The sequence below is a fragment of the Parabacteroides sp. CT06 genome (genome assembly GCF_002257605.1).
GTDB classification, from domain to species: Bacteria; Bacteroidota; Bacteroidia; order Bacteroidales; family Tannerellaceae; genus Parabacteroides; species Parabacteroides distasonis.
The window spans coordinates 4,803,033-4,827,090 of the sequence record NZ_CP022754.1; the positions used below are offsets into that span (position 1 = coordinate 4,803,033).

The 24,058-nt window shown below is 44.2% G+C and carries 21 protein-coding genes; 14 read left to right on the forward strand and 7 right to left on the reverse strand.

The window, feature by feature from the left end:
• Positions 1 to 46 precede the first annotated feature (46 nt).
• The 9 genes from CI960_RS20970 (at position 47) to CI960_RS21010 (ending at position 13,237) form a co-directional block, all read left to right on the forward strand.
• Entirely contained in the window at positions 47 to 1,672 is a 1,626-nt protein-coding gene (locus tag CI960_RS20970) for a sialidase family protein (protein WP_005860488.1), read from the forward strand.
• 9 nt (positions 1,673 to 1,681) lie between these two features.
• Positions 1,682 to 3,700, forward strand: a complete 2,019-nt coding sequence (locus CI960_RS20975; RefSeq protein WP_005860486.1) for a family 20 glycosylhydrolase — start codon at positions 1,682 to 1,684, stop codon at positions 3,698 to 3,700.
• A gap of 21 nt (positions 3,701 to 3,721) precedes the next feature.
• Entirely contained in the window at positions 3,722 to 5,797 is a 2,076-nt protein-coding gene (locus CI960_RS20980; protein ID WP_005860484.1) for a GDSL-type esterase/lipase family protein, read from the forward strand.
• Positions 5,798 to 5,800: 3 nt separating this feature from the next.
• On the forward strand, positions 5,801 to 6,991 hold the full coding sequence (locus tag CI960_RS20985; protein WP_094582555.1) for a cyclically-permuted mutarotase family protein: 1,191 nt from the start codon (positions 5,801 to 5,803) through the stop codon (positions 6,989 to 6,991).
• Between the two features lie 460 nt (positions 6,992 to 7,451).
• Entirely contained in the window at positions 7,452 to 8,063 is a 612-nt protein-coding gene (locus tag CI960_RS20990) for a Crp/Fnr family transcriptional regulator (RefSeq protein ID WP_005860480.1), read from the forward strand.
• A 170-nt stretch (positions 8,064 to 8,233) separates the two neighbouring features.
• Positions 8,234 to 9,487, forward strand: a complete 1,254-nt coding sequence (locus CI960_RS20995; RefSeq protein ID WP_005860478.1) for an aminotransferase class I/II-fold pyridoxal phosphate-dependent enzyme — start codon at positions 8,234 to 8,236, stop codon at positions 9,485 to 9,487.
• A 219-nt stretch (positions 9,488 to 9,706) separates the two neighbouring features.
• Positions 9,707 to 10,477 carry a DUF4377 domain-containing protein gene (locus CI960_RS21000; protein WP_005860476.1) on the forward strand — a complete coding sequence of 257 codons (771 nt, stop codon included), beginning with the start codon at positions 9,707 to 9,709 and terminating at the stop codon, positions 10,475 to 10,477.
• 65 nt (positions 10,478 to 10,542) lie between these two features.
• Positions 10,543 to 11,661: a thiol-activated cytolysin family protein gene (locus tag CI960_RS21005; protein ID WP_005860474.1), complete on the forward strand. Its 1,119-nt coding sequence runs from the start codon at positions 10,543 to 10,545 to the stop codon at positions 11,659 to 11,661.
• 7 nt (positions 11,662 to 11,668) lie between these two features.
• Complete coding sequence (locus tag CI960_RS21010) at positions 11,669 to 13,237, forward strand: thiol-activated cytolysin family protein (RefSeq protein WP_005860471.1); 1,569 nt, start codon at positions 11,669 to 11,671, stop codon at positions 13,235 to 13,237.
• Positions 13,238 to 13,361: 124 nt separating this feature from the next.
• Here CI960_RS21010 and CI960_RS21015 read toward each other — a convergent pair whose 3' ends face one another.
• The 5 genes from CI960_RS21015 to CI960_RS21035 are packed head-to-tail and all read right to left on the reverse strand — an operon-like array spanning position 13,362 to position 17,234.
• The gene (locus tag CI960_RS21015) at positions 13,362 to 14,192 is read right to left on the reverse strand and encodes an MBL fold metallo-hydrolase (protein ID WP_005860469.1); all 831 of its coding nucleotides are present in this window, start codon (positions 14,190 to 14,192) and stop codon (positions 13,362 to 13,364) included.
• A gap of 21 nt (positions 14,193 to 14,213) precedes the next feature.
• The gene (locus CI960_RS21020) at positions 14,214 to 14,816 is read right to left on the reverse strand and encodes a TIGR00730 family Rossman fold protein (RefSeq protein ID WP_005860467.1); all 603 of its coding nucleotides are present in this window, start codon (positions 14,814 to 14,816) and stop codon (positions 14,214 to 14,216) included.
• Positions 14,817 to 14,822: 6 nt separating this feature from the next.
• Entirely contained in the window at positions 14,823 to 15,569 is a 747-nt protein-coding gene (locus CI960_RS21025; protein ID WP_005860465.1) for a TIGR02757 family protein, read from the reverse strand.
• Between the two features lies 1 nt (position 15,570).
• Positions 15,571 to 16,278: a DNA alkylation repair protein gene (locus CI960_RS21030; protein ID WP_005860462.1), complete on the reverse strand. Its 708-nt coding sequence runs from the start codon at positions 16,276 to 16,278 to the stop codon at positions 15,571 to 15,573.
• Positions 16,275 to 17,234: a 2-hydroxyacid dehydrogenase family protein gene (locus CI960_RS21035; protein ID WP_005860460.1), complete on the reverse strand. Its 960-nt coding sequence runs from the start codon at positions 17,232 to 17,234 to the stop codon at positions 16,275 to 16,277. The genes CI960_RS21030 and CI960_RS21035 overlap by 4 nt, the downstream gene beginning before the upstream one ends.
• Before the next feature lie 84 nt (positions 17,235 to 17,318).
• Here CI960_RS21035 and CI960_RS21040 point away from each other — a divergent pair, with 84 nt between their 5' ends.
• The 4 genes from CI960_RS21040 (at position 17,319) to CI960_RS23505 (ending at position 20,121) form a co-directional block, all read left to right on the forward strand.
• Positions 17,319 to 18,548: a nucleoside recognition domain-containing protein gene (locus CI960_RS21040; protein ID WP_005860458.1), complete on the forward strand. Its 1,230-nt coding sequence runs from the start codon at positions 17,319 to 17,321 to the stop codon at positions 18,546 to 18,548.
• 90 nt (positions 18,549 to 18,638) lie between these two features.
• Positions 18,639 to 19,067, forward strand: coding sequence for an rRNA maturation RNase YbeY (ybeY, locus tag CI960_RS21045; protein WP_005860456.1), 429 nt, complete (start codon positions 18,639 to 18,641; stop codon positions 19,065 to 19,067).
• Between the two features lie 53 nt (positions 19,068 to 19,120).
• On the forward strand, positions 19,121 to 19,927 hold the full coding sequence (locus CI960_RS21050) for a KilA-N domain-containing protein (RefSeq protein ID WP_005860454.1): 807 nt from the start codon (positions 19,121 to 19,123) through the stop codon (positions 19,925 to 19,927).
• 20 nt (positions 19,928 to 19,947) lie between these two features.
• Entirely contained in the window at positions 19,948 to 20,121 is a 174-nt protein-coding gene (locus tag CI960_RS23505; RefSeq protein WP_005860452.1) for a hypothetical protein, read from the forward strand.
• Here the strand turns inward: CI960_RS23505 and CI960_RS21055 are convergent.
• Entirely contained in the window at positions 20,094 to 20,732 is a 639-nt protein-coding gene (locus CI960_RS21055; RefSeq protein ID WP_005860450.1) for a porin family protein, read from the reverse strand. The two genes, CI960_RS23505 and CI960_RS21055, sit on opposite strands and share 28 nt — an antisense overlap.
• A 145-nt stretch (positions 20,733 to 20,877) precedes the next feature.
• Positions 20,878 to 22,026, reverse strand: a complete 1,149-nt coding sequence (locus CI960_RS21060; protein ID WP_005860448.1) for a metallophosphoesterase — start codon at positions 22,024 to 22,026, stop codon at positions 20,878 to 20,880.
• 118 nt (positions 22,027 to 22,144) lie between these two features.
• On the opposite strand from CI960_RS21060, the gene mnmG reads away from it, so the two are divergent.
• A complete protein-coding gene (gene mnmG / locus CI960_RS21065; RefSeq protein ID WP_005860446.1) occupies positions 22,145 to 24,022 on the forward strand; it encodes a tRNA uridine-5-carboxymethylaminomethyl(34) synthesis enzyme MnmG in 1,878 nt (625 codons plus the stop codon).
• Positions 24,023 to 24,058 lie beyond the last annotated feature (36 nt).

The following is a 24,058-nucleotide window of genomic DNA, read 5'->3' on the forward strand; positions in this document are numbered from 1 at the left end:
TGGAATTCACATATCTATTAATTTCAACCTACAAACAAAAAACATCATGAAAAAAACTTTCCTGTATTTCTGCCTTCTTTTCATCGTACAAACGGCTTTTGCGGCAGACAGTCTTTATGTGCGAGAGCAACAAATCCCCATCTTGATAGACCGGATCGACAATGTACTTTACGAGATGCGGATACCGGCCCAAAAAGGGGATGTATTAAACGAGATCACGATACAGATCGGAGACAATGTCGACCTGTCGGACATCCAAGCGATACGTCTATTTTATAGCGGAGTGGAAGCTCCATCCCGCAAAGGGGAACATTTCAGTCCCGTTACGTACATATCCAGCCATATACCGGGAAATACCCGTAAGGCTCTTGAATCTTATTCCGTACGGCAAGATGAGGTTAGCGCCCCCTTGTCGCGCACGGTAAAACTAACCTCTAAGCAACCGATGCTTAAAGGCATCAACTATTTCTGGGTAAGTATCCAGATGAAGCCAGAGACTTCCTTATTGGCAAAAGTAGCGACCACGATGCCTAACGCACAGATCAACAACAAACCGATCGACATCACTTGGAAAGGAAAGGTGGACGAACGCCATGTAGGTATCGGCGTACGCCAAGCCGGGGATGACGGATCGGCGGCCTTCCGCATCCCGGGATTAGTGACGACGAATAACGGAACATTACTTGGAGTCTACGATATTCGCTATAATAGCAGCGTGGACCTGCAAGAGAAAATCGATATCGGAGTAAGCCGCAGTACCGATAAGGGACAAACTTGGGAACCGATGCGAGTAGCCATGACTTTCAAACAAACGGATGGCCTGCCCCACGGACAAAACGGCGTGGGAGACCCATCGATCTTGGTAGACGAAAAGACCAATACGATCTGGGTAGTAGCCGCGTGGACGCATGGTATGGGTAACGAACGGGCTTGGTGGAACTCCATGCCGGGAATGACACCGGACGAGACCGCCCAACTTATGCTCGTGAAAAGTGAGGACGATGGTAAGACGTGGAGCGAACCGATCAATATCACCTCCCAAGTAAAAGACCCGTCTTGGTATTTCCTATTGCAAGGCCCGGGACGAGGCATCACGATGCAAGACGGTACCTTGGTCTTCCCGATCCAGTTTATCGACGCTACCCGTGTGCCCAACGCCGGCATTATGTATAGCAAAGACCGCGGGAAAACATGGCACCTGCATAACTTAGCCCGCACGAATACCACAGAGGCGCAAGTTGCCGAGGTAGAGCCGGGCGTATTGATGTTAAATATGCGTGATAACCGGGGCGGTAGCCGTGCCGTGGCCACCACAAAGGATTTAGGCAAGACATGGACAGAGCATCCTTCCAGCCGTAGCGCCTTACAGGAATCCGTTTGTATGGCCAGCTTGATCAAGGTAAACGCCAAGGATAACATCACCGGCAAGGACCTTCTACTCTTCTCCAATCCGAACACGACGAAAGGGCGTAATCATATCACGATCAAGGCGAGTCTGGACGGTGGACTTACTTGGCCCACGGAGCATCAAGTCTTATTAGACGAGGCCGAGGGGTGGGGATATTCCTGTCTTTCGATGATCGATAAGGAAACGGTAGGAATCTTCTACGAGTCAAGCGTAGCACATATGACCTTCCAAGCTATCAAATTACAGGATATCATTCATCAATAATCTAAGTATATGCGATATATACTGCATTTTGCAATTGTTTTAAGTTTCTTGTATTCCGGGCCTCTGATGGCCCGGAATCCTGTTTTATTGCCCTTGCCCCAAAAATACGTCCGGACAAACGCTTCGTTCCATCCGAAGGAAATCGCAGTTTCTTCCGAAGGGAAACTCCGTTCCATCCTAATGGAATTCTTGGAGGAGCTGCCGGTAAGCGTCCAACCGGACAGCCGATACAAGATAGAGGTTTCCTTGGTTGACAAATTGGACGGAATCCCCCTCAACTCCGAGGAGGCTTATCAACTAAGCGTCTCTTCCCGGGGGATAACCATCCGGGCGGTATCCGAGCAAGGAGCTTATTGGGCGATACAAACCTTGCGCCAACTGACCGAGCGGCAAGGGAAGCGATATTCCATCCAAGGTTGCGAGATCACCGACTGGCCTGCTTTCCGCATACGAGGATTCATGCAAGACGTAGGGCGGAGCTATATCTCCATGGAAGAACTGAAACGGGAGATCGAGGTACTTTCCCGCTACAAGATGAACGTATTTCATTGGCATCTCACGGAGAACCAAGCTTGGCGTCTGGAGAGCAAGATCTTTCCGATGCTGAACGACAGCTGCAATATGAGCCGTATGCCCGGAAAATATTACACGATCGAGGAGGCAAAGGAGCTGGTTCGCTTTTGTAAAGAACATAACGTACTACTCATCCCGGAGGTAGATATGCCGGGACATAGCGCCGCTTTCATACGGGCCTTCCGTCATGATATGCAGAGCAAGGAGGGTATGGCGATCTTAAAACTATTGATGGATGAGGTTTGCGAGGTATTCGAGGAGGTTCCTTACTTACATATCGGTACGGACGAGGTAAAGTTTACCAATCCGAAGTTCGTACCCGAGATGGTCGCTTATATCCGTGCGAAAGGGAAACAAGTGATCTCTTGGAACCCGGGATGGAAGTACAAACCGGGTGAGATCGACATGGAGCAAATGTGGAGTTACCGGGGAAAAGCGCGACCGGGCATTCCTGCGATCGACTCCCGTTTCCATTATATCAACCATTTTGATACGTTCGCCGACTTGATCGGCTTATACAAAAGCCGTATTTACAATGAACCGCAAGGAAGCCATGATTTGGCGGGTACGATCCTTGCCGTATGGCACGACCGGGTCGTACAGCCGGAGGACAAATTGATCCGGGAGAATAATTTGTATCCGAATCTATTAGCGATCGCCGAACGTTCTTGGTTGGGCGGCGGCTATCAATATTTCGATAAGAACGGAACGATGCTGCCTATCGATCCCGATAACGAGGAACATAAGGCATTTGTCGATTTTGAGCGGCGGATGTTATGGCATAAAGAACATCATTTCCAAGGATACCCGTTCGCCTACGTCAAGCAAACCAACGTGAGATGGCGTATCACCGACCCTTTCCCGAATGAAGGGGAACTGACCCGTTCTTTCCCTCCGGAAAAGTCGCTTCAAGCGCAATATACCTATGAAGGGAAAAATTACGGTACGCACGACGCCATCGGTGCCGGTATCTACCTGCGCCATGTCTGGGGACCGCAGGTTCCCGGTGCCTATAAAGACCCGCAACCGAACCATACCGCTTACGCATGGACTTGGATCTATTCGCCCAAGGCGCAAGAGGTAGGTACGTGGATCGAATTTCAAAATTATAGCCGTTCTGAAATGGATCTACCTCCAATGCAAGGAAAATGGGATTATAAAGAAAGCCGTATCTGGGTAAATGATCAAGAGATAACGCCCCCCGTATGGACCGCTACCCACCGGGAGAAGTCCAATGAGATCCCACTGGGGAACGAGAACTGCGTAAGCCGTAAACCAACCCCGGTCCATCTGGAAAAAGGCTGGAACAAGGTGTTCATGAAGCTTCCGGTCGGTACGTTCAATACCCCCGAGGTCCGTCTGGTGAAATGGATGTTTACGTTCGTTTGCGTCACCCCGGATGGAGAGAAAGCGGTGGAAGGACTGGTTTACTCTCCGGATAAACAACTTAAATAACGTCTAATTCGGTTGAATGAAATGAGAAAAATAATAGGAATCTTATCCATCTTCCTCGCTTTCGCATTTATGAGCCAAGCGCAAAAGATCAAGGTGGCTTGCGTAGGTAATAGCGTGACCTACGGCTACGGAATCAAGAACAGGGAAACAAACTGCTACCCGGCCCAATTGCAACAGATGCTTGGAGATGCCTACGAAGTGGAGAACTTCGGGCATAGCGGGGCTACTTTATTAAACAAGGGATATCGTCCTTATACCCAACAAGAGGCGTATCAAAAGGCACTGAGGTTTGCCGGGGATTACGTGATCATCCATCTGGGATTGAACGATACGGACCCTCGGGCATGGCCGAATTACCGGGATGATTTCGTCCGGGACTATCTTTCCTTGATCGAATCCTTCCGGAAAGCCAATCCGAGATGCAAGGTATGGGTTTGTCGTATGACTCCGATATCTCACCGCCATCCTCGTTTTAAATCCGGTACAAGAGACTGGTACTGGATGGAGCAAGCGCTTATCGAAGAAATCGCCCGGATAGCCGGCGCGACCTTGGTCGATTTGCAGGAAGGATTATATGACCGTCCGGATCTATTGCCCGACGCATTGCATCCAAACGCTGAAGGTGCCGGTATCTTGGCCCGCACCGTTTATGGGGCGCTAACCGGCGATTACGGAGGATTACAGCTTCCTGCCATCTATTCGGACCGGATGGTCTTGCAACGGGATCAACCGCTTCCTATATCTGGCATCGCCAACCAAGGGGAGAAAGTAACCGTTACCCTCGCCGGACAAAGGAAGGAGACCGTAGCCGGTACGAACGGGAAATGGACTGTCACGCTCGATCCCTTACGGGTAAGCGGGAAATCCTATACCTTAACGGTTTCTACCCCCAGCCGCACGCTGAACTATCGGGATGTAGTAGCCGGGGAAGTCTGGCTATGCTCCGGACAATCCAACATGGCGTTCCGGGTAAACGAGAGCGTAAAGGAAGAACAACAGCAACAATTGGATTACGCGAAACAACACTCGCAAATCCGTTTATTCGACCTAAAGCCCCGCTGGGAGACCTACGCCGTGGAATGGGACGCTTCCGTACTGGATTCATTGAACCGCCTGCAATATTACCACGACGCCCAATGGGAAGTATGCGACACGCGGAATACCGCACGCTTCTCGGCCATAGGATTTGCCTTCGGGCGTATGCTGGCCGATAGCTTACAAGTACCCGTAGGATTGATATTGAACGCTGTTGGCGGCTCGCCTACGGAGGCATGGATCGACCGGAAAACACTGGAATTCGAGTTTCCGGATATCTTACAGGATTGGACGAAGAACGACTTTATCCAAGATTGGGTACGTGAACGGGCGGCCTTAAACATCAAGCAAGCGTCCAACCCGCTCCAACGCCATCCGTATGAGCCTTGTTATCTGTTCGAGGCGGGTATCCAACCCCTTCATCGATATCCCATCAAAGGGATTATTTGGTACCAAGGAGAATCGAACGCCCATAATATGAAAGTACACGAACGATTATTCCCGTTATTGGTGAACAGCTGGCGCCAGAATTGGAACGCAGCCCTGCCTTTCTACTATGTCCAACTATCCAGCATAGACCGCCCGAGTTGGACTTGGTTCAGGGACAGCCAACGCCGCCTGGCGCAAACCGTATCGAATACGGGTATGGCCGTTAGTAGCGATCGCGGGGATTCTTTAAACGTTCACCCTACCCGAAAAAAAGAGATTGGCGAACGACTGGCACATTGGGCCTTGAACAAGACCTACGGACATAACGTAATCCCATCCGGCCCTTTGTTCCGCAGCGCAACGTTTACCGATAACGCCGCCTATATCACTTTCGATTACGCAAAGGGCTTGACAACTTCCGATGGGGACCCCATCCGTACATTCGAGATCGCCGAGCAGGAAGGACTTTACTATCCGGCGCAAGCCGTGGTAGAGAACGGGAAAGTAAAGGTGTGGAACGATCAAGTGACTCACCCGAAGCTGGTACGCTACGGCTGGCAACCCTTCACGAGAGCGAATCTTATAAACGAGGCGGGCATGCCGGCCTCTACGTTCCGGGCAATAAAAGAATAAGCTATGCATAATAAACAACAAATCACCGGCTGGTTGTTCCTCCTGCTACTCTGCGTAGCGGGATGCGGCCAGCCTGTATCTAAAAAACAGAACACCATGATAAACTGGACAAAATTACCGGATCTACCGGGAGCAGCCAATACGGCTTCCCTTGGCGTTTCCGCCCCGTTCGCCGGCATCCATAACGGCGTATTGATCGTTGCCGGAGGTTGCAACTTTCCGGACAAACCCGTCACCGAGGGAGGAGCCAAGCGATATTATAGCGAGATATTCGTCCTTCTTCCCGAAGGCTGGAAAGAGATCGACCGACTGCCTCGTCCCGTCGCCTACGGCGCTACGGTTTCCACCCCAGAAGGTATCGTTTGCATCGGAGGAAACAACAGTGATTCTTCCTTGGTGGAGGTCTCCCGCATCTCCTATAACCCCACGAAAGGAGAGGTAACGGTTTGCGCCTTACCCTCCTTACCATCTCCAATGGATAATCTCTCGGCTGCTTTTACCGGACAGGAGATTTACGTAGCAGGGGGAAATGAGAACGGACAGCCCTGCCATACCTTCTTACGCCTCAACCTAGCGAATATCGAAAAGGGATGGGAACAACTACCGGACTTCCCGGGAGCAGCCCGTGTACAGCCGGTATTAGCGACCGGAGAAAGTCCCAACGGCACACGTATCTATCTAGCCGGAGGCTTCCAGCCCATCCTAAACGAAGAGGAACCGATCGTCCCGACGGATGTATTGGTATTCGACCCGGCAACTTTTACCTGGCAACAAGAGACCGTTCTTCCCCCGTTTAAGGACGGAGCGAACCGTACCCTAACAGGAGGCTGTGCCGTGACTTTCCAAACGGATAAAATCTTATTTATGGGAGGTGTGAACTACGATTGTTTCCTAGCCGCCATCGCCCGACCGATCCATTTAGCGAAAGCGGAGGCGGCGCAAGATTCAGCGGCCATTACCCGCCTGCAAGCGGAAGCCAAGGCCTATATGCACCATCCGGTAGAATGGTACCGATTCAATACCACCTTACTTCAATACGACCTATCCACGAAAGCATGGAGCGATCTGGGCGAATATGAGCAGTTGGCCCGTGCCGGAGCGGGAGCGGTTATCCAAGATGGCCGATTAACCATCATCAACGGAGAATTGAAACCGGGTATCCGCACGCCGCAAGTGAATCAAGCGAAATTATAATAGGGATTTAGTGGGATCGCTGGTAAGTTTGCCAACGATCCCTGTTTACTTTTCCCACCCGATTTTCAGTATCCGGAGTCTATTTAGAGCATACGTATCCCAAGGCAAATCCTAGACAATAAGCACGTAAATAATGTTCTTATATAAATCATTGAACATAAACATCTTAAAAAGACGATTATACTTTCCGCAAAACACGTACGTGTTTTTGGAAAAAGTCGTACATGTTTTTCGGAAAACACGTACATGTTTTTACTGAATCACACGACAGAAAACAAGAGCGTATATGGAAATATACAATAAGCCTACCTTATCATCAGATCTGAACAGTATTTCTTCCTAATCTCTATTTCATAGATATTTTGGTGCAGTTACCTTGAATAAATCTTGATTATCCAGCTTTTAGCATTATCTTTGTTCTTAGAATATATTAACATAACCAGCTAAACATACTAAACACATGAAAACCAACATCGCATTATTAATAGAGCAATCCGTTAACATTATAGACTCCTTAAATAAAGGACTACGATTAACACACGAAGAACAACAATTTTTTTGTGAACACTTCGAACGTGAAGAAATCAAGAAAAACGAGTTTACCATAAGAATCGGTGATTACGAAAAATATCTTTATTTCATAGAAAGTGGTATCCTACGCTATTGGACTGCACAAGAATATGGTGATCCGGACAAAGAAGTCACCTTTTGGTTTTCTTTCCCGGGTGAATTCGCCAACTCGTACTTTTCCCTTAAGGAAAATCAGCCATCACTCATACATATACAAGCATTAACAGACTGTGTAATCTGGAAATTATCGAAGCAAGACTTAGCAGATTTATATCAAACCTCCCTAAACATAAATAAGATCGCAAGAATTGTTCTCGAAGATGCTTTATGCCGGAAAATAACGAGAGAGACCTTGCTACTTGGTTCCTCCGCCGAAGCTATTTATGAGGATCTTATAACCAAAGAAAAAGAACTGATTAATAATATACCATTAAAGTATTTGGCATCTTACATAGGAGTCACCCCTCAAAGATTAAGTCAAATAAGGAGAAAAGTTCATTAATAAGACAACTTATTTTTCGTTCCACTTTTGCGTTAGAGAATTATAATGAAGAATCTGTTGTGTTAAATCTTCTTTATAAAGCAAGAAACCTAAGTAAATAATTAAAATAGTTTCATTTCATAATATAATAACTGTCAATAATTTTGTCAAATTAAAAGAGAGGAGTTTATATGCAAAACGAATTTGACAACATGACATTAAAAGACTTCGAAAATAGAGGTCAAGACTTATTAACCAGAGCAAAACAGGTTGATGATTATATATCGTATAGACATAGAATCCAGCATTTACCTTATCGTGTCATCTCTTTGACCGGTTCTAGTGCCCACATGAGAGTGATCGATCCATATTCAAATAAAGAAAAAGAAATGATCAGTTTCGTTTCCAATGATTATCTGGGCTTATCACACCATCCAGAGGTTATAAAAGCAGGGATTGATGCGCTTGAACAATATGGAGCCGGAGCGGGGGCCAGCCCTTTGATTGGCGGGCACAACTTCTTGCATGAGCAGTTAGAGCAAGAGATCGCTCATTTCTTGAAAAATGAGTATGCAATAACCTATACATCCGGATACGCCGCAAATTGTAGCACATTACTAGCCATGATGGGTAAAGAAGATATCGCAATCATGGATATGTTTACTCATGCGAGTGTATTTGACGGTTGTTTATGTACCAATACAAAGAGGTTCCTTCACAACGACATCGATTCCTTGGTGCATGTCCTAAACAACGCAAAGAGCTTCAAAAATCGCTTTGTAATTATTGATGGCGTTTACTCCCAAGATGGGGATATCGCCTTTCTTGATCAAATTTATACCGTATGTAAAGAGCATGACGCATTCCTCATTGTTGATGACGCTCATGGTATTGGTGTATTAGGCAAAACAGGCCGAGGAATTATTGAGGATTATGATCTTCTCGACAAAGTAGATATAATTACCGGAACATTCAGCAAAGCTTTCGGATGCGTGGGAGGTTATGCCATAGCCAGAAAAGAGATCATAACTTTACTCAGATATTATTCAAGGCAAAATATATTTTCCGCTGCCGCTACACCCCAAACCGCCGCATCCGCAATAAAAGCCATCCAACTGATTGACCAAGAACCCCAATGGAGAAACACACTAGCCGACAATATCGAATATTTTAAAACCGGACTTGAAACCTTAGGTCTTGATTATGGTAATACCGAATCAGCGATATTCCCCGTAATGGTACGTAATGAACACTATGTGAAAGAAGCAGCTCGCATATTATTTGAGCAAGGAATATATGTAAACCCAATCAGTTATCCAGCTGTACCGGAAAAATTATCCCGTCTTCGCTTCAGCTTAACAGCTATGCATACGAAGGAGGAGTTGGATAAGACATTTAGTATCCTTGAAAACATTAGGAAGAAATACAAACTAGCACAAATATAATCACATTTATAAATTATATAAAGATTAGCAGCTTTGTTATTTACAGCAAAAATCAATAATTTAGAAACCTTCACTTTTACAAAGAAAACAATCATGATAAAAATTATCATTTATTCATACGGCATCTCAAGTAGTTAATATATATTCATCACTATAAAATCAATAAATATCTACTTTAACAAAGTAAATATTTACACAAATATACATAAAATTCAATATATGAAAACTAGACATTTATTAAATATATTATTATTAGCACTTTATACAAGCAGCTGTAATAAAGAAGACACCCCTCTAATCAAAACAGAAACTGTCAAAATATTTCTTTTATCAGAAACAAATAGAATCCAAAATGAAGATATTGAAAATCATGAATATATACTAGCAAAAGAAGAAAATCAAGTCGATTTTCAAGAAATAAATATTTCTGCGATCGAGGGTTTCCATTATGAAAAAGGGTATGAGTATGAATTACTAGTTGAAAAAAAGACCCTCGTTAATACTAATTTTGACAATAATCAGACTAAATACAAATTAATTGAGTTAATCTCAAAAAACAAAGTAGATTTTAAATATTTGATTATAACTAAAGAAAATCCCTTCATACTACATTCAGCCGGAGGCAGATTCGAAATACCTCTGCAATGTATAAAAGAAAAATATATTAACAACAAATTATCAGAAAAAGAGCACCATCCTTTAAAAGGATTAAAATATAAGATTGGAACTAATTATGGAGGTATTACTAATATAGTAAAAGAAGGGAAAGAAATCGGTTTTTACAAAATAATTATCGAGAGATATGGAGCATACAACATGAATGGAATTCCTGAATGGTTTTGTGCTTTTTACACTAAAAATGCAAATTTAAATTTTGACCTAAAACCATCTCCAATCTATGAGCAAATATTTGAGCAACCACAAACTAAAGGAGAGCAGTATCTTATCCTTCCGATCATAAATATTTCAATTGGAACATTTGATATATAAAGATCCTATATTAAAATGCAACAAAATTAACACAGCAATTATTCACCTTATAAATATATATTATCATGAAAAAAGAAATCTTTATCTTACTAACTGCTTCACTTGTAGTTTCTTCATGCGTTGACAATGAAGATATATACAAAAATCCAGACAATAGTAAAAAGGATCAAGTCTTAACACTATCCAAATATCCTCAGAAAGTCATAGACATTGAAACTGGCAGTAAAGAACACTTAGCTCTTTTAAATGCAACCACACGATCTACCTTTCTCATTAAGGATAGTGTTTGGCCGGATAAAAAAGGTCATTCACTCATATATGAAACAAATGAACACGGTACAACAGCCAATACAATGAGATACATCTATTTGGGATCATTACTGAAAGGTGGCTCGCTAGAAGAACAGCGTTTTCAACGCTTAACAAACGAATTAGACCCTCTTTATATATCCTACTCTTTTCCTGCTAAGATTGTAGGAGATATAATAGAGAAGCCCAGCTTGCAGTCGCAAAGAACATCTTTAAGTAAAATAATGAATCAAGAAGGGATGACAGGCAAACAGATTGTTTCATTTATCTATGACATGAATCAGTTCACCTATTATAATGAATTAAAATTAGCATTTAATTGCAATATAGACGTTGCAAGTGTTTTTAACATATCTACAAGTGTTGCGCAAGGAAAGATCAGGAAGAAATGTGGATTAGTAGCTAAATTTATACAAAAAAATTTCACAGTTGATTTAGATTTACCAGCAGATGGATGCCTTTTAAAAAACAATAATGAATTATCAAATGTTGGTCCATACGATCCTGTTTATATAAGTTCAATAACCTATGGAAGAATGGGAGTAATGATGTTCGATTCTAGTTATGCATATGATTCATTAAGAGTAGCAGTAAAAGCAGCCTTTGATGCAAAAATAATAAATGGGAAATTAGAGCTAACAAGTGAACAAACGAAAATAATTAGTGAAGCAGACTTAAAAATTGCAATCATAAGTGGTGATGGTAGCTATTCTGTGAAAACAGTGGATGGAATTAACGGATTTAAGGAATTTATTATAGCTGGAGGAGAATTTAGTAAGGATGTTCCTGGAGATCCTATATTTTATTCAGCAAGCTACTTAAGTGATGATTCTCCATTCTACGCAAAATTCAGAGTAAACATACCTTATAAATAATTATACTATGAGAATTACATCAATATTTTTATTTACAATCATCATATTTGGAGGATTATCATGTTCAAATGATGATAGCCTTATTCATAATAAGACTAAAGGAATCTTAGAGAAATATCCTGAACCCACTGTCACAATAACAGCTCATAATCATATACCTTTTCTTGCTAAAAATATTTTAGAAGAAAAAGCGATTACAAAAAGTGTAAATATTATCTCCGATATTGCATGGGCAAATGGATTTGGAAGAACAATTACAGCCCGATCGGATGAAATGGTAATACCAGACAATATGAATAGATACATATACCCGGGATCAATATTGGAAGCATCTAGCATTGCAGAGACACGATTTACTCCAATACCTGTAAAAAACAATCCGGTCCATGTCTCTGTCTCTTTTCCTGCTAAAAAAGTAGGAGGAACTATAAAAGAGCCTTCTTTATTGAATATCAGACAATTTGTCATGGATCTAATGCAACAAAATAATATAGGAAAACAAAGTGCAACATTAAGTTTTGATGTTCAAAAATTTGTATCATATGATGAATTAAAAATGACTTTTGGCTCTAATGAAAATACAGGATTATTGTTTTGGGGAACTTCTTCTGCGCAATATCAAAATAAATATAGAATCATACGCAGCTCTGGACTTTGCATAAAATTTATTCAGAAATATTTCACATTAGACATGGATATTCCTAGTAATGGTCTAATTTCAGGAACTATACCAGGAGGATACTCACCTGTATACGTTAGCTCTATTGCCTATGGAAGAATAGGTATTCTCACACTAGAAACAAATTACGATTATGAAAAAGCTAACAAATTAGTGAAAGAAACTTTTAATTCGCTATTTATTAACAAGAATAATACACTCACAAAGGAGCAAGAAGCCTTTTTCAATAGCGCAGAAATGAAAGTTTTCATAGCAGGAGGATCAGGGGTCACAGGAGTTAAAACTATAGGAGGTATTAAAGAATTCACAAATTATATTACAGAGGGAGGAGAGTTTTCAGCATCCTCACCAGGTAAACCAATTTTTTGTTCTTTTGCAAACTATAGTGACGATTCTCCATATCGCATTAATTTCAAAATAGATATAGACAGTGATCCTGTTTATGCAAGACTTGAATATGATATAACCAAAGATGTATCAAGTGGAAATGTTAAATCATGGTATACTGATGCTAATGTTTATTTAAGGTTTTATGCAGATAAAGCCTGTTCAATCAAAACGATAGCCCAAAACTATATTGGATTTAATATAAATCGCCTTATATTACAACAATATGTTGGACCTAATTATAGTGTTAGTAAAGCAAGAGAGGTAAAACTAGATCAAAACCTCACTTTTCATAATCAAACAAAAGGCATAGAGTATCCAATTGCATATGGTCATCGCATGACAGAAACAATAGGCACTACATATTTAGATCGAGGAAATTGGACTAATGACCATTTTTACCTAAGAGCAGGTAAATTTTATCAAGTACGACCTCCTATAAATATGAAATATACATGTTTCATAGATTATCATAATCAAAATGAATATGACTGTTCGGATTTTGAATAATTAATATTCCAAAATAAAATACCCCTAGAGTTAAATAGACAACTTTGGGGGTATTTCTATCATAGGAGCTTGAACCTCTGTATATATTAAGATTAATATATGCTAAATCTACTTGTTCTCATATTTATTTCATACTCTCCTTCTTATAATTTATACGAACCCCATACTTCGTGTATACTCGGTCTAGCCCCAACATACCTTGTGGGTTAGGCTCGCCTTGTGCTTTGCCGGACAGGATATCCTCGCTCATCGTGATCATGTCTTTTACACGTTGAGGGGTTTCCTTGTTCATTCCGAAATAATGTCCGGGGTAGAGGTATTTGATATCATATTTCTCGATCACCGCACTCATCTTCTTACAAGTAGATATTAGCGTAGAGAAGTCAACTCCCAGCAATAGATTACCGGAGCCGAACGAATCGCCGCTAAAACCATAAGCGGCATCCTTATCCACAAAAGTGGTCGATCCGGGAGTATGCCCGGGAGTAAAGACAACTTCGAGGGTACGCCCACCCAAATCTAGAATTTCGCCATCTGTGAGGAAACAGACCTTGCCTTTATAATTCGGCATAAATTCCGGTATACCTATCGTATCAGCCGGATTGATATAAATCTCCGGGAAATAATCGATAGCCGAGCCTGTATGGTCCGGATGCACATGCGTGGCGACCAGCGTAACCGGCTTGTCCGTGATGGAAGCCACTAGCTTATCCAAATCCTTGATCTTTGTTCCTGCATCAATCAAGATCGCTTTCGTTTCTCCCTCGACCAGATACAGGCTCTCGTTCGCCATTAAATGACCTGTTCCAAACCATGTATGCTCATCAATCTGATGGAAAATCACATCTTCATTCCTAAGCACTTCCTTCTCCTCGATACCCGCCGTCTGTGCCTGGCAGAACAAAGCGATCCTTGACAGGAGCAACAACATCATTAATAAACCTAGTTTTTTCATTATCATATTCATTTTTAAGATTTAAATCGCCGCGATCTTCCGAAGGCTTGCGTCCCATTTCGGCTCGGCGTAGATGAGACGGATAGCTTCTTCCGGCGTGTCGGCTACCGCCCACATCTTGGCGTGCTGGGGACGCATGAAATTCTCGTTCATGGCGTTCCTCAAAAGTTCCAACAAGGGATCATAGTAATGATTAATATTGAGGATTACGATCGGATTGAGGTAGAGACCGAGTTGTTTCCAAGTGATGATCTCCAGAAGTTCCTCTAATGTACCGCATCCACCGGGAAGGGCGATCACCGCATCCGAGAGGTTTGCCATGAGCTGTTTACGCTCGTGCATCGTCTCGACCTCAATCAACTCGGTCAAGCCTTTATGATACCAATCCTGCTCCACCATAAAATGGGGGATAACGCCCGTTACCGTTCCACCAGCCGCTAACGCAGCGTCGGAGACAGTGCACATCAAACCGATATTCCCGGCACCATTGACTACCCGTAGTTTTCGCTCTCCCAAAAGACACCCCAATTCCTTGGCGGCGTCAAAATAAATCGGGGGAATCTTCGTGCTGGACGCGCAATACACGCAAACAGACGAGATGTTATTTATCTTCTTTTCTTCCATATCTTTTTATTCTTGATTTATATCGTAGCCAAATAAGGCGAAATCCCCCAGACAAGGATCATCGGGGAAGACTTTCGCCAATGCGTCCGTTATCTCACGGGCCGTACGAAGGGTAGCGGTTTTTTGGCCTGTCAAGCCCAAGCGCAAGGAGATCTGGTGCACATGCGTATCCAACGGGATGATTAATTGGCGGGGATGCACGGCTGTTCTCCAGATACCGAGATCGACGATACCATCCGTACGCACCATCCAACGCAAGAACATCGCCAGACGCTTACAAGCGGAAGTCCCGTGCAAGACCGGAATGCCATTGAGATCAGCAAAAAGTTGTTGCAACCGCAAGATAGGATCTTCGCAAGGACCGGCGGCGGCCATAGCGTCTTCCATACAGTCGTAGGTATCGTATATATCCTTTAGGCGACAACAAAGGAGATGCAGATCATGATAGGTATAAAAACGGTAAAAGGTATCCCGCCTGCGAACCGGGCGGTTCCGTAGGGGAGCGAAAGAAGTCTCTCCGGTACGGATAAACTCGTAAGGACTTTCGCCCATCAGCCGGTGTAGCTCTTCCGCTTTTTGGAGAATATGCGCCCTGCGACCGTAAGAGATCCACGCCGTCAGGAAAGCCGATATCTCAATATCCCGTTTCTCCGTAAACCGATGGGGGAATCGAACCGGATCATCCTTGATAAACGATTCCGTATTGTACGTTTTCGCCCATTCACGAAGTAAAGAGATGGTCTTTGTATCCATGTTATTTCTTCTTTAGAAAATATTGCCGCTCGGGTTCCGGATAATGCTCGATAGCGTAACGAAGCGCCGTACGAGGAAGACGAGTAGCGTTGCGTTCCAAGAAATCGGTAAGCGTCTGCCGCTCCTTTTTGCCGACCTCACGCAGCATCCACCCAACCGCCTTATGCATCAAATCGTGTTTATGACCGATCAACCGTTCGGATAACTCCAAGGTATCCCCAAAATCATTCCGACGGATAAATGCCCACGTAGAGACGATCGAGATCCGTTGTTCCCATAAATTCTCGCTTTCCGCCAAACGGTAGAGGAGGGAACGATCTTTGTCCACCAAATATTCGCCGACGATATCCCGACAGGTCAAATCTACCAAATCCCAGTTATTGCAACGCCGCATATTCTTCAGATAGAATCGGAAGATGGCTTCCCGCTCTTCCGGCATCGCTTTCCGATCCTGGAAACGATAGACCAAAATCAGCAAGGCACATAGACGTGCCTCATGCCACGGACTATCCAGCAACAGCTGCAGCTCATCGAAAGGAGTCGCCTTATTAGCCTTCGCTATGCTGCGGGTTTGCGGGACAACCACTCCGAGAAACTGATCGCCCTCGCCATATTGACCGGGACCAGTCTTGAAAAAGCGGCTCAAATGAACCGCCTTCTCGGGTGTACCGACCGACTGTAGCTCGGATAGGATAAACGCCGCCGTCATGGCCGGAGTACCCGTGATACGGGACGGTCGCCCTCCAAGAAACCGATCACGTTGTTGCATACCGTGCGTGCCATAATGATACGGGTTTCCATCGTCTGGGTGCCGATATGAGGGGTTAATACCACGTTGTCCATTTCCAATAACTCGGGGAGAGGATAGTCTCCAAACTCGAATACATCCAAACCGGCACCATGAATCGTACCTTCTCGCAAGGCTTTTACCAAGGCATGCTCGTCCACCAACGGGCCACGGGCCGTGTTGATCAGGATGGCGGAAGGCTTCATCTGCTTGAACTCTTCCTCGCCGAGGATATGGTAGGTATCGGGGGTATAAGGGGCGTTCAAGGATACGAAATCGGCTTTCGCCAGAAGCTCTTCCTTGGAGACGTAGGTAACATTCAATTTGGTCTCGTCCTCGATGCAAAGCTGACGGCGATTGTGGTAGATCACATCCATGCCCAAAGCATTCGCCCGTTTCGCCAAGGCCTTGCCGATACGTCCCATACCGATAATGCCCAAGGTCTGTCCGGTAACCGGCATACCGAGGTTCTCCAGTACACCGACCTTCATGTCCTTACCAAGCGTACGCAGCTTACGATCACATTCCGTGATACGCCGGGCGGTATCCAGCATCAAGCCTAAAGCGATATTGGCGGTAGGGGCCGTGACAGGATCAGGCGTATTCGCCACCGTCAAGCCTTTCTCGAGGGCGTAGGCCACATCGATATTATTATAACCAACGGCGTAGTTAGCGATCAGCCGCAATTTCGACGCATGGTCGATCAACTCTTTGTTTACCGGGAAATCGAACATGGAGCAGAGCACATCGTACTCCGGTATCATCTCGAAAACCTCCTCATACGTAAAATCTCTTCCTTCGGGAAAGGTTACCTCGTACTTACTTTCCAACTCGGTAAATCCCTCGCGGAACATGTCGTATGTCACTAATATCTTCATCTTGGATCTATTTGTTATTCAAAAAGCAAAAATACAAATCAATTGGCAATTAATTCCTAAATTTGTGACCAATATATATTTATTATGGTACTAAACTATATTTGGATCGCTTTCTTCTTGATCGCTTTCGTCGTGGCCGTAGGTAAACTGGTCATTGGTGGGGATACCGCCGTTTTTACCGAGATTATCAACGCTTCTTTCGCTTCGGCCAAGACGGGTTTCGAGATTTCGTTAGGATTAACGGGGATCTTGTCGCTTTGGCTGGGCATCATGAAGATCGGTGAGAAGGGGGGGGTGATACAAGCGTTCGCACGATTGGCGGCTCCCGTATTCAGCAAGCTTTTTCCGGATATCCCAAGAGACCATCCCGTGACCGGTTCTATCTTCATGAACCTATCGGCAAATTTACTGGGACTGGATAATGCCGCCACGCCAATGGGATTGAAAGCCATGCAACAGTTACAGGAATTAAACCCGAATAAAGAATCCGCCAGCAACTCCATGGTGATGTTCTTATGCATCAATGCCTCGGGACTGACCTTGATCCCGATCACCATCATGATGTACCGGGCGCAGTTAGGAGCGGCGAATCCATCAGACGTATTCCTGCCGATCATGCTCGCTACATTCACATCAACCTTAGTCGCTATTTTAGCGGTTTGCGTACGGCAGAAGATCAATATCCTCCAACGGAACCTAGTCCTGTTTTTCGGGGGACTGGGATTATTTATCGGAGGCCTGGTATGGCTATTTAACTCGATGGAACAGGAGCAAGTTTCCTTGTATTCGACTTTATTCGCCAACACGCTTCTTTTTACCATTATCTGCGGATTTATCATCAGCGGCATGCGTAAAAAGATCAATGTATATGATGCTTTTATAGAAGGGGCGAAAGAAGGTTTCCAGACTGCTATAACGATTATTCCTTATCTGGTAGCTATCCTAGTAGGTATCGGTGTCTTCCGGGCTTCCGGAGCGATGGATTTCATCATACAAGGCGTTCGTTTCGGCATTGCTTCGATAGGGCTCAACACGGATTTCGTGGAAGCGCTACCTACCATGTTGATGAAACCGTTAAGCGGGAGCGGGGCTAGGGGCATGATGCTGGACGCCATGAACACGTATGGAGCGGACTCTTTCGTCGGTCGCCTGTCATCCATCGTTCAGGGCTCTTGCGATACGACATTCTATGTAGTTGCTCTTTACTACGGTAGCGTAGGTATCCGTAATACCCGCTATACGGTGCAATGCGCCTTGTTAGCGGATCTGGCCGGGGCGATAGCGGCGATAGCGATGGCTTACCTGTTCTTTTAACATTCTATACAATCAATAGATTTGAAATGAATCTATTTAAAATCGAATGATTACATTTGTAACGAAATTTCAATACGATAAATAGACCTTATGGCAATAGCATATTACGCCGAGGATATCCAGCTCCCGGCAATCAAGAAAAAAGCGGTCAGCGGATGGATCAAGGCGGTAGCCGAGACCTACGGGAAGAAGACAGGCGATATCAGTTACATCTTCTGCTCGGACGAGAAGATCTTGGAGGTAAACCGCCAATATCTCCAACACGATTATTACACGGATATCATCACCTTTGATTATACGGAAGGAAATAAGATCTCGGGTGACCTGTTCATCAGCCTCGATACGGTCAGGACAAACGCCGAGACATTCCACACGGATTATAACGAGGAACTCCACCGTACCATCATCCACGGCATCCTGCACCTTTGCGGTATCAACGACAAAGGCCCCGGCGAGCGGGAGATCATGGAGGAGAACGAGAACAGAGCGTTAGCGATCTTGCCGGAGGAATGTCGGTAAAGAGATGTTAACCAGAAACAAATTTATACTACAAATCTTATCTGAAGAAAATTATGGAGAAAATCACAGTCCAAAATACAAGTGTCATGATCATATCTATAAATAAGAATGACTATATCTCACTTACCGACATCGCAAAGTACAAAAGCGATGATCCGACAGCAGTAATTGGCAATTGGATGCGTAATCGTAATACCATTGAATATTTAGGTATATGGGAAAGTTTATATAATCCTAATTTTAAACCCCTCGAATTCGAGGGGTTTAAAAAGGAAGCAGGGTTAAATGCTTTTACCCTTTCTCCACAAAAATGGATAAATACAACAGCGGCAATTGGTATTATCTCCAAATCCGGAAGATATGGAGGCACCTTTGCTCATAAGGATATAGCTTTCAAATTCGCAAGTTGGATCTCTGTTGAATTTGAATTATATATCGTTAAAGAGTTTCAACGCCTAAAAGAAGAGGAACAGAAACAAATCGGCTGGACTGCCAAACGAGAACTCTCCAAAATAAACTATCACATCCATACCGACGCTATCAAGCATAATCTCATCCCCATAGAGTTAACCCCGCAACAGGTAAGCTTTATATACGCAAACGAAGCCGATATTCTTAATGTCGCTCTATTCGGCACAACCGCTAAACAATGGCGGGAAGCCAATCCCGAATTAAAAGGTAACATTCGTGACTATGCGACTATTAATGAACTTATCTGTTTATCGAATATGGAAAGCCTGAATGCTGTATTTATTGATGAAGGACTTACCCAGCGTGAACGACTAATAAAGCTTAATCAAATAGCGATCCAGCAAATGAAGATATTAGAGGCGGTTGAGAGCAGACTATTGTTGAAATAAATAAAAATAATACAGACAACATGAAAACAGAAGACATACCTTACGATTACACGTATTGCTACGCCACGGACGAGCAATGCCCGAAAGCAGTCCATTGCCTGTGTAGCCATGCCGCAATGCTGAACGAGGAACAAGCGATCTCTCTTAATTCACGATTTACTGGAGATCAGAAACGCCATCCTAGATTGAATTGAATAATCCCATTATGATCTTTTCCCCTAAAATGATTGCTTCCACCGAATGAGTATTCCGGCTCCTTAAAGAAATGAGTACATCCTAAATTATAATTGGCGGAGATAACTAATCCCATGTCAAAGGTATAGCCAAGCCCCATTGAAACGGAGAAATCACAATTCCGGATCTCTTCTTTTTTATCACCGGAGAAATCGTACTCGCTCTGGTGCACCGGAGTAGGGCCCGAGACGAAAATATAATTCGAAGCTTTCGCCCTTACATTAAAGCCAACTTGTGGGCCCGCGAAAAGATGGAATCCCCGATACAAATAAAATTTAGCGTAAATAGGAATATTTAAATAATCCGCCTTTAGCCGGGCTGTCTCGCCTTTAGCGTTTTCTTTTTGATAACCTTGCATAGAATAATAAACACCCGGTTCTAAAGCAAACAGTTTGCTAAAACGTATTTCCTCCGCCACACCAATATTTAACCCCGGACGCATGTCCGCAAAACTTTCGGGATAAGTATTTGCCAAATTCAAGCCAATCCTAGGAATAAAATGGAACTCTTGAGCATCAGCTTGCGACAAAGAGAAAACAAACAAGATAAACAGTAATACAACTTTTTTCATAACTCCTACATTTAAAACATATCTATATTTATAGATGATTTAAGATACATAAAAGTTGCACTCCCTATCTCATTAGTTCACATTAGGGGAGGCACTTCTTCCTCTACCATGATGGTAGCAGTCGTGACAGCTCAAGCACCAAATATTACTCGGTTAATAACGGCTCTTGTTTTCCGGAATCATATACGACAAACATAGAACCGTCTTTCTCGATCATGACACCACGGCCTCGTTCCTTCTCCTTGTTTTCTTGATTATCAACATTCACGGCAATCACTTTATAATGATAGAAAGTCGTGATATCATCGAAAATGGTATGACCTACAAAGATGCGGTTCACATTATATTTCTCTAATATTTTCCGCAAATCATCCCGGTCTAGCGGATGATACTTATCTGCGCTACGTACCATACCCCGATACCAGATCGGTCCATACGTAGCGAACATAAAAGAAAGATCGGAGCCTTTATCTGCATTACGTTCTTTTTTCGTTAAGAAGAGACCATCGCTCACGATCTCATTCACGGTAGGGATATCGTAATTCCGGTCTAAAAACTCCTTGCTCAACCCAGCATGGACAAACAGGTTATCTCCGACCACCTGTATCGAGTTACGAGTTTTCAACCAATGTCCCAACTCGCTTTTCTGCCAAAGCTCCGGATAGGTCATTCCTAAAGTATCCGCCAATTGAGTATATTTCTTCTTCGTATATCGCAAATCATTTCCCAGAACCATAGTCTCATGATTTCCGATTAAGAAAGTCACTTTTCCACCGGCATCTTCCGCTTCTTTCTCCAACTTGTAGATCAACCAATAGATAGGGAGTACATCCACGCCCCGGTCAAAGACGTCACCGATTATCACCAATTGGTTGGCCCCGAAAATCCAATTATAGTCCGCATCGATCACTTTTCCCGCCTTTAACAGGGAGGCGAAACAAGACCAGTTCGCATGTGGATCTGAAAGAACAAACGTCTTCTCTGGTTGCACATCTTTCCATTTCGGACGAGAGACGGAGTGTATGGTTACCGGAAACAATCTCTCCCCGTTATCGGAAAACACCTCGAATGAAAAGGTGGTAGGTATACTTTTATAATGCTTATCCAATAACCGGCCTTTCCCGTCTACAGATATCGCACGCATACTACCATCATCGGCTTTCAATAGATAGGGACCATCGATCGATAACTTCTCGATCGCTTGACGAGGTTTCTTATCTTTCCCACAAACCGGACTGAAGCAAGAGGTCAGTAAAACCAGAAAAACAAGGATACGGCATTGAATAGAATTCATAGCAGCTTAAATCTTTAGTTCATTAAACCTGAAAACAATGTATGTATTTATTATACAAATATAAACGAATTCTTTCACGAACACTCACTATCTTCGCGTAAAATAAAAGGGAATAAAAATGACTTTCAATTACGACGTAATAGTAGTAGGCGCAGGACATGCCGGCTGTGAAGCCGCCGCCGCCGCGGCGAATCTAGGATCAAAGACGCTTTTGATCACGATGGACATGAACAAGATCGCCCAGATGAGTTGTAACCCGGCAGTCGGGGGAATCGCCAAAGGACAGATCGTACGAGAGATCGATGCGCTAGGCGGATATATGGGAATCGTGACCGACCAGACCGCTATCCAATTCCGTATGTTAAACCGTAGCAAAGGACCGGCCATGTGGAGCCCGCGTGCCCAAAGCGACCGTGCCCGTTTTATCGATTGCTGGCGGGGCATACTGGAGAATATGCCGAATCTATCCATCTGGCAGGATATGGTTCAAGAACTGATTATCGAGCATGGACAAGTCTGCGGCGTCCGTACGGGAATGAATGTCGTATTCCGTGCCGGAGCGGTGGTGCTTACGAACGGGACCTTCCTAAACGGCCTGCTTCATATCGGAAGAACCCAGATACGGGGCGGACGTATCGCCGAGCCTGCGGCGACCGGACTTACCGAGCAACTTATCTCTTTAGGTATCCAAACAGATCGCATGAAAACCGGAACACCGGTCCGTATCGATGGCCGGAGCGTTCACTTCGATGAAATGGAGGAACAACCGGGGGAAAACGATTTCCATAAGTTCTCTTACATGGATACCAGTCATCGTAAATTAAAACAATTGAGTTGCTGGACTACCTTTACGAACGAGGCTTGCCACGATATATTACGGGAAGGTCTCCCCGACTCTCCTCTTTATAATGGACAGATCAAAAGTATCGGTCCCCGTTATTGTCCCAGCATCGAAACGAAAATCGTGACGTTCGCCGACAAGACGCAGCATCAACTATTCCTAGAGCCGGAAGGCGAGGCCACGCAAGAATATTACCTAAATGGCTTCTCCTCTTCCCTACCCTTGGATATCCAGCTTCGTGCGCTCCAAGCGATCCCCGCTTTCCGTGACGTGCAAATCTATCGTCCCGGATATGCGATTGAATACGATTTCTTCGACCCGACTCAGCTAAGACATAATTTGGAGACCAAACAAATCCGTAATCTTTTCTTTGCCGGACAGATCAACGGAACTACCGGATACGAGGAAGCCGGCGGACAAGGTTTGGTAGCGGGTATCAACGCCCACATCAATTGCCACGGCGGACAACCTTTTATCCTCGGAAGAGACGAGGCTTATATCGGTGTCCTTATCGACGATTTGGTAACCAAAGGCGTGGACGAGCCTTATCGTATGTTCACCTCTCGTGCGGAATACCGCATCTTACTACGCCAAGACGACGCGGATATGCGACTCACCGAGAAATCCTACCAAATGGGATTGGCCAAACAAGACCGCTACGATTTACTGCGAGAGAAAAAAGAGAGCCGTGACGCTATCATTCGTTTTGCGGAGACCTACTCCGTAAAGCCTCAATATATAAACAGCGGTTTGGAGAAACTGGGTACAGCCCCCCTATCCCATGGTTGCAAATTATTCGATGTCGTACTCCGTCCGCAGACTACATTGGAAAACCTCGCAGATCTAGTTCCGGCCCTTCGTGCGGAGCTGGACAAAGTCCCGGCCTCCCGTAAGGAAGAGATCATCGAGGCCGCTGAGATATTGATTAAGTATAGCGGCTACATCAAGCGAGAACAAATCATAGCGGATAAGATAAACCGTTTAGAGAATATCCGGATCAAGGGTAAATTCGATTACAACTCGATCCAGTCTTTATCTACGGAAGCCCGCCAGAAATTGACCCGGATAGATCCCGACACGATCGCTCAAGCGAGCCGCATCCCGGGTATTTCCCCTAGCGACATCAACATCCTTTTGGTACTACTCGGAAGATAAAACACGAAATGTTCCACGTGAAACATATTAAAGGAG

What these genes read in the sequence shown, in the direction of transcription:
- CI960_RS20970 (WP_005860488.1), top strand. Translation starts at nt 47, where the DNA reads ATGAAAAAAACTTTCCTGTATTTCTGCCTTCTTTTCATCGTACAAACG.
- CI960_RS20975 (WP_005860486.1), top strand. Translation starts at nt 1,682, where the DNA reads ATGCGATATATACTGCATTTTGCAATTGTTTTAAGTTTCTTGTATTCC.
- CI960_RS20980 (WP_005860484.1), top strand. Translation starts at nt 3,722, where the DNA reads ATGAGAAAAATAATAGGAATCTTATCCATCTTCCTCGCTTTCGCATTT.
- CI960_RS20985 (WP_094582555.1), top strand. Translation starts at nt 5,801, where the DNA reads ATGCATAATAAACAACAAATCACCGGCTGGTTGTTCCTCCTGCTACTC.
- CI960_RS20990 (WP_005860480.1), top strand. Translation starts at nt 7,452, where the DNA reads ATGAAAACCAACATCGCATTATTAATAGAGCAATCCGTTAACATTATA.
- CI960_RS20995 (WP_005860478.1), top strand. Translation starts at nt 8,234, where the DNA reads ATGCAAAACGAATTTGACAACATGACATTAAAAGACTTCGAAAATAGA.
- CI960_RS21000 (WP_005860476.1), top strand. Translation starts at nt 9,707, where the DNA reads ATGAAAACTAGACATTTATTAAATATATTATTATTAGCACTTTATACA.
- CI960_RS21005 (WP_005860474.1), top strand. Translation starts at nt 10,543, where the DNA reads ATGAAAAAAGAAATCTTTATCTTACTAACTGCTTCACTTGTAGTTTCT.
- CI960_RS21010 (WP_005860471.1), top strand. Translation starts at nt 11,669, where the DNA reads ATGAGAATTACATCAATATTTTTATTTACAATCATCATATTTGGAGGA.
- CI960_RS21015 (WP_005860469.1), bottom strand. Translation starts at nt 14,192, where the DNA reads ATGAAAAAACTAGGTTTATTAATGATGTTGTTGCTCCTGTCAAGGATC.
- CI960_RS21020 (WP_005860467.1), bottom strand. Translation starts at nt 14,816, where the DNA reads ATGGAAGAAAAGAAGATAAATAACATCTCGTCTGTTTGCGTGTATTGC.
- CI960_RS21025 (WP_005860465.1), bottom strand. Translation starts at nt 15,569, where the DNA reads ATGGATACAAAGACCATCTCTTTACTTCGTGAATGGGCGAAAACGTAC.
- CI960_RS21030 (WP_005860462.1), bottom strand. Translation starts at nt 16,278, where the DNA reads ATGACGGCGGCGTTTATCCTATCCGAGCTACAGTCGGTCGGTACACCC.
- CI960_RS21035 (WP_005860460.1), bottom strand. Translation starts at nt 17,234, where the DNA reads ATGAAGATATTAGTGACATACGACATGTTCCGCGAGGGATTTACCGAG.
- CI960_RS21040 (WP_005860458.1), top strand. Translation starts at nt 17,319, where the DNA reads ATGGTACTAAACTATATTTGGATCGCTTTCTTCTTGATCGCTTTCGTC.
- ybeY (WP_005860456.1), top strand. Translation starts at nt 18,639, where the DNA reads ATGGCAATAGCATATTACGCCGAGGATATCCAGCTCCCGGCAATCAAG.
- CI960_RS21050 (WP_005860454.1), top strand. Translation starts at nt 19,121, where the DNA reads ATGGAGAAAATCACAGTCCAAAATACAAGTGTCATGATCATATCTATA.
- CI960_RS23505 (WP_005860452.1), top strand. Translation starts at nt 19,948, where the DNA reads ATGAAAACAGAAGACATACCTTACGATTACACGTATTGCTACGCCACG.
- CI960_RS21055 (WP_005860450.1), bottom strand. Translation starts at nt 20,732, where the DNA reads ATGAAAAAAGTTGTATTACTGTTTATCTTGTTTGTTTTCTCTTTGTCG.
- CI960_RS21060 (WP_005860448.1), bottom strand. Translation starts at nt 22,026, where the DNA reads ATGAATTCTATTCAATGCCGTATCCTTGTTTTTCTGGTTTTACTGACC.
- mnmG (WP_005860446.1), top strand. Translation starts at nt 22,145, where the DNA reads ATGACTTTCAATTACGACGTAATAGTAGTAGGCGCAGGACATGCCGGC.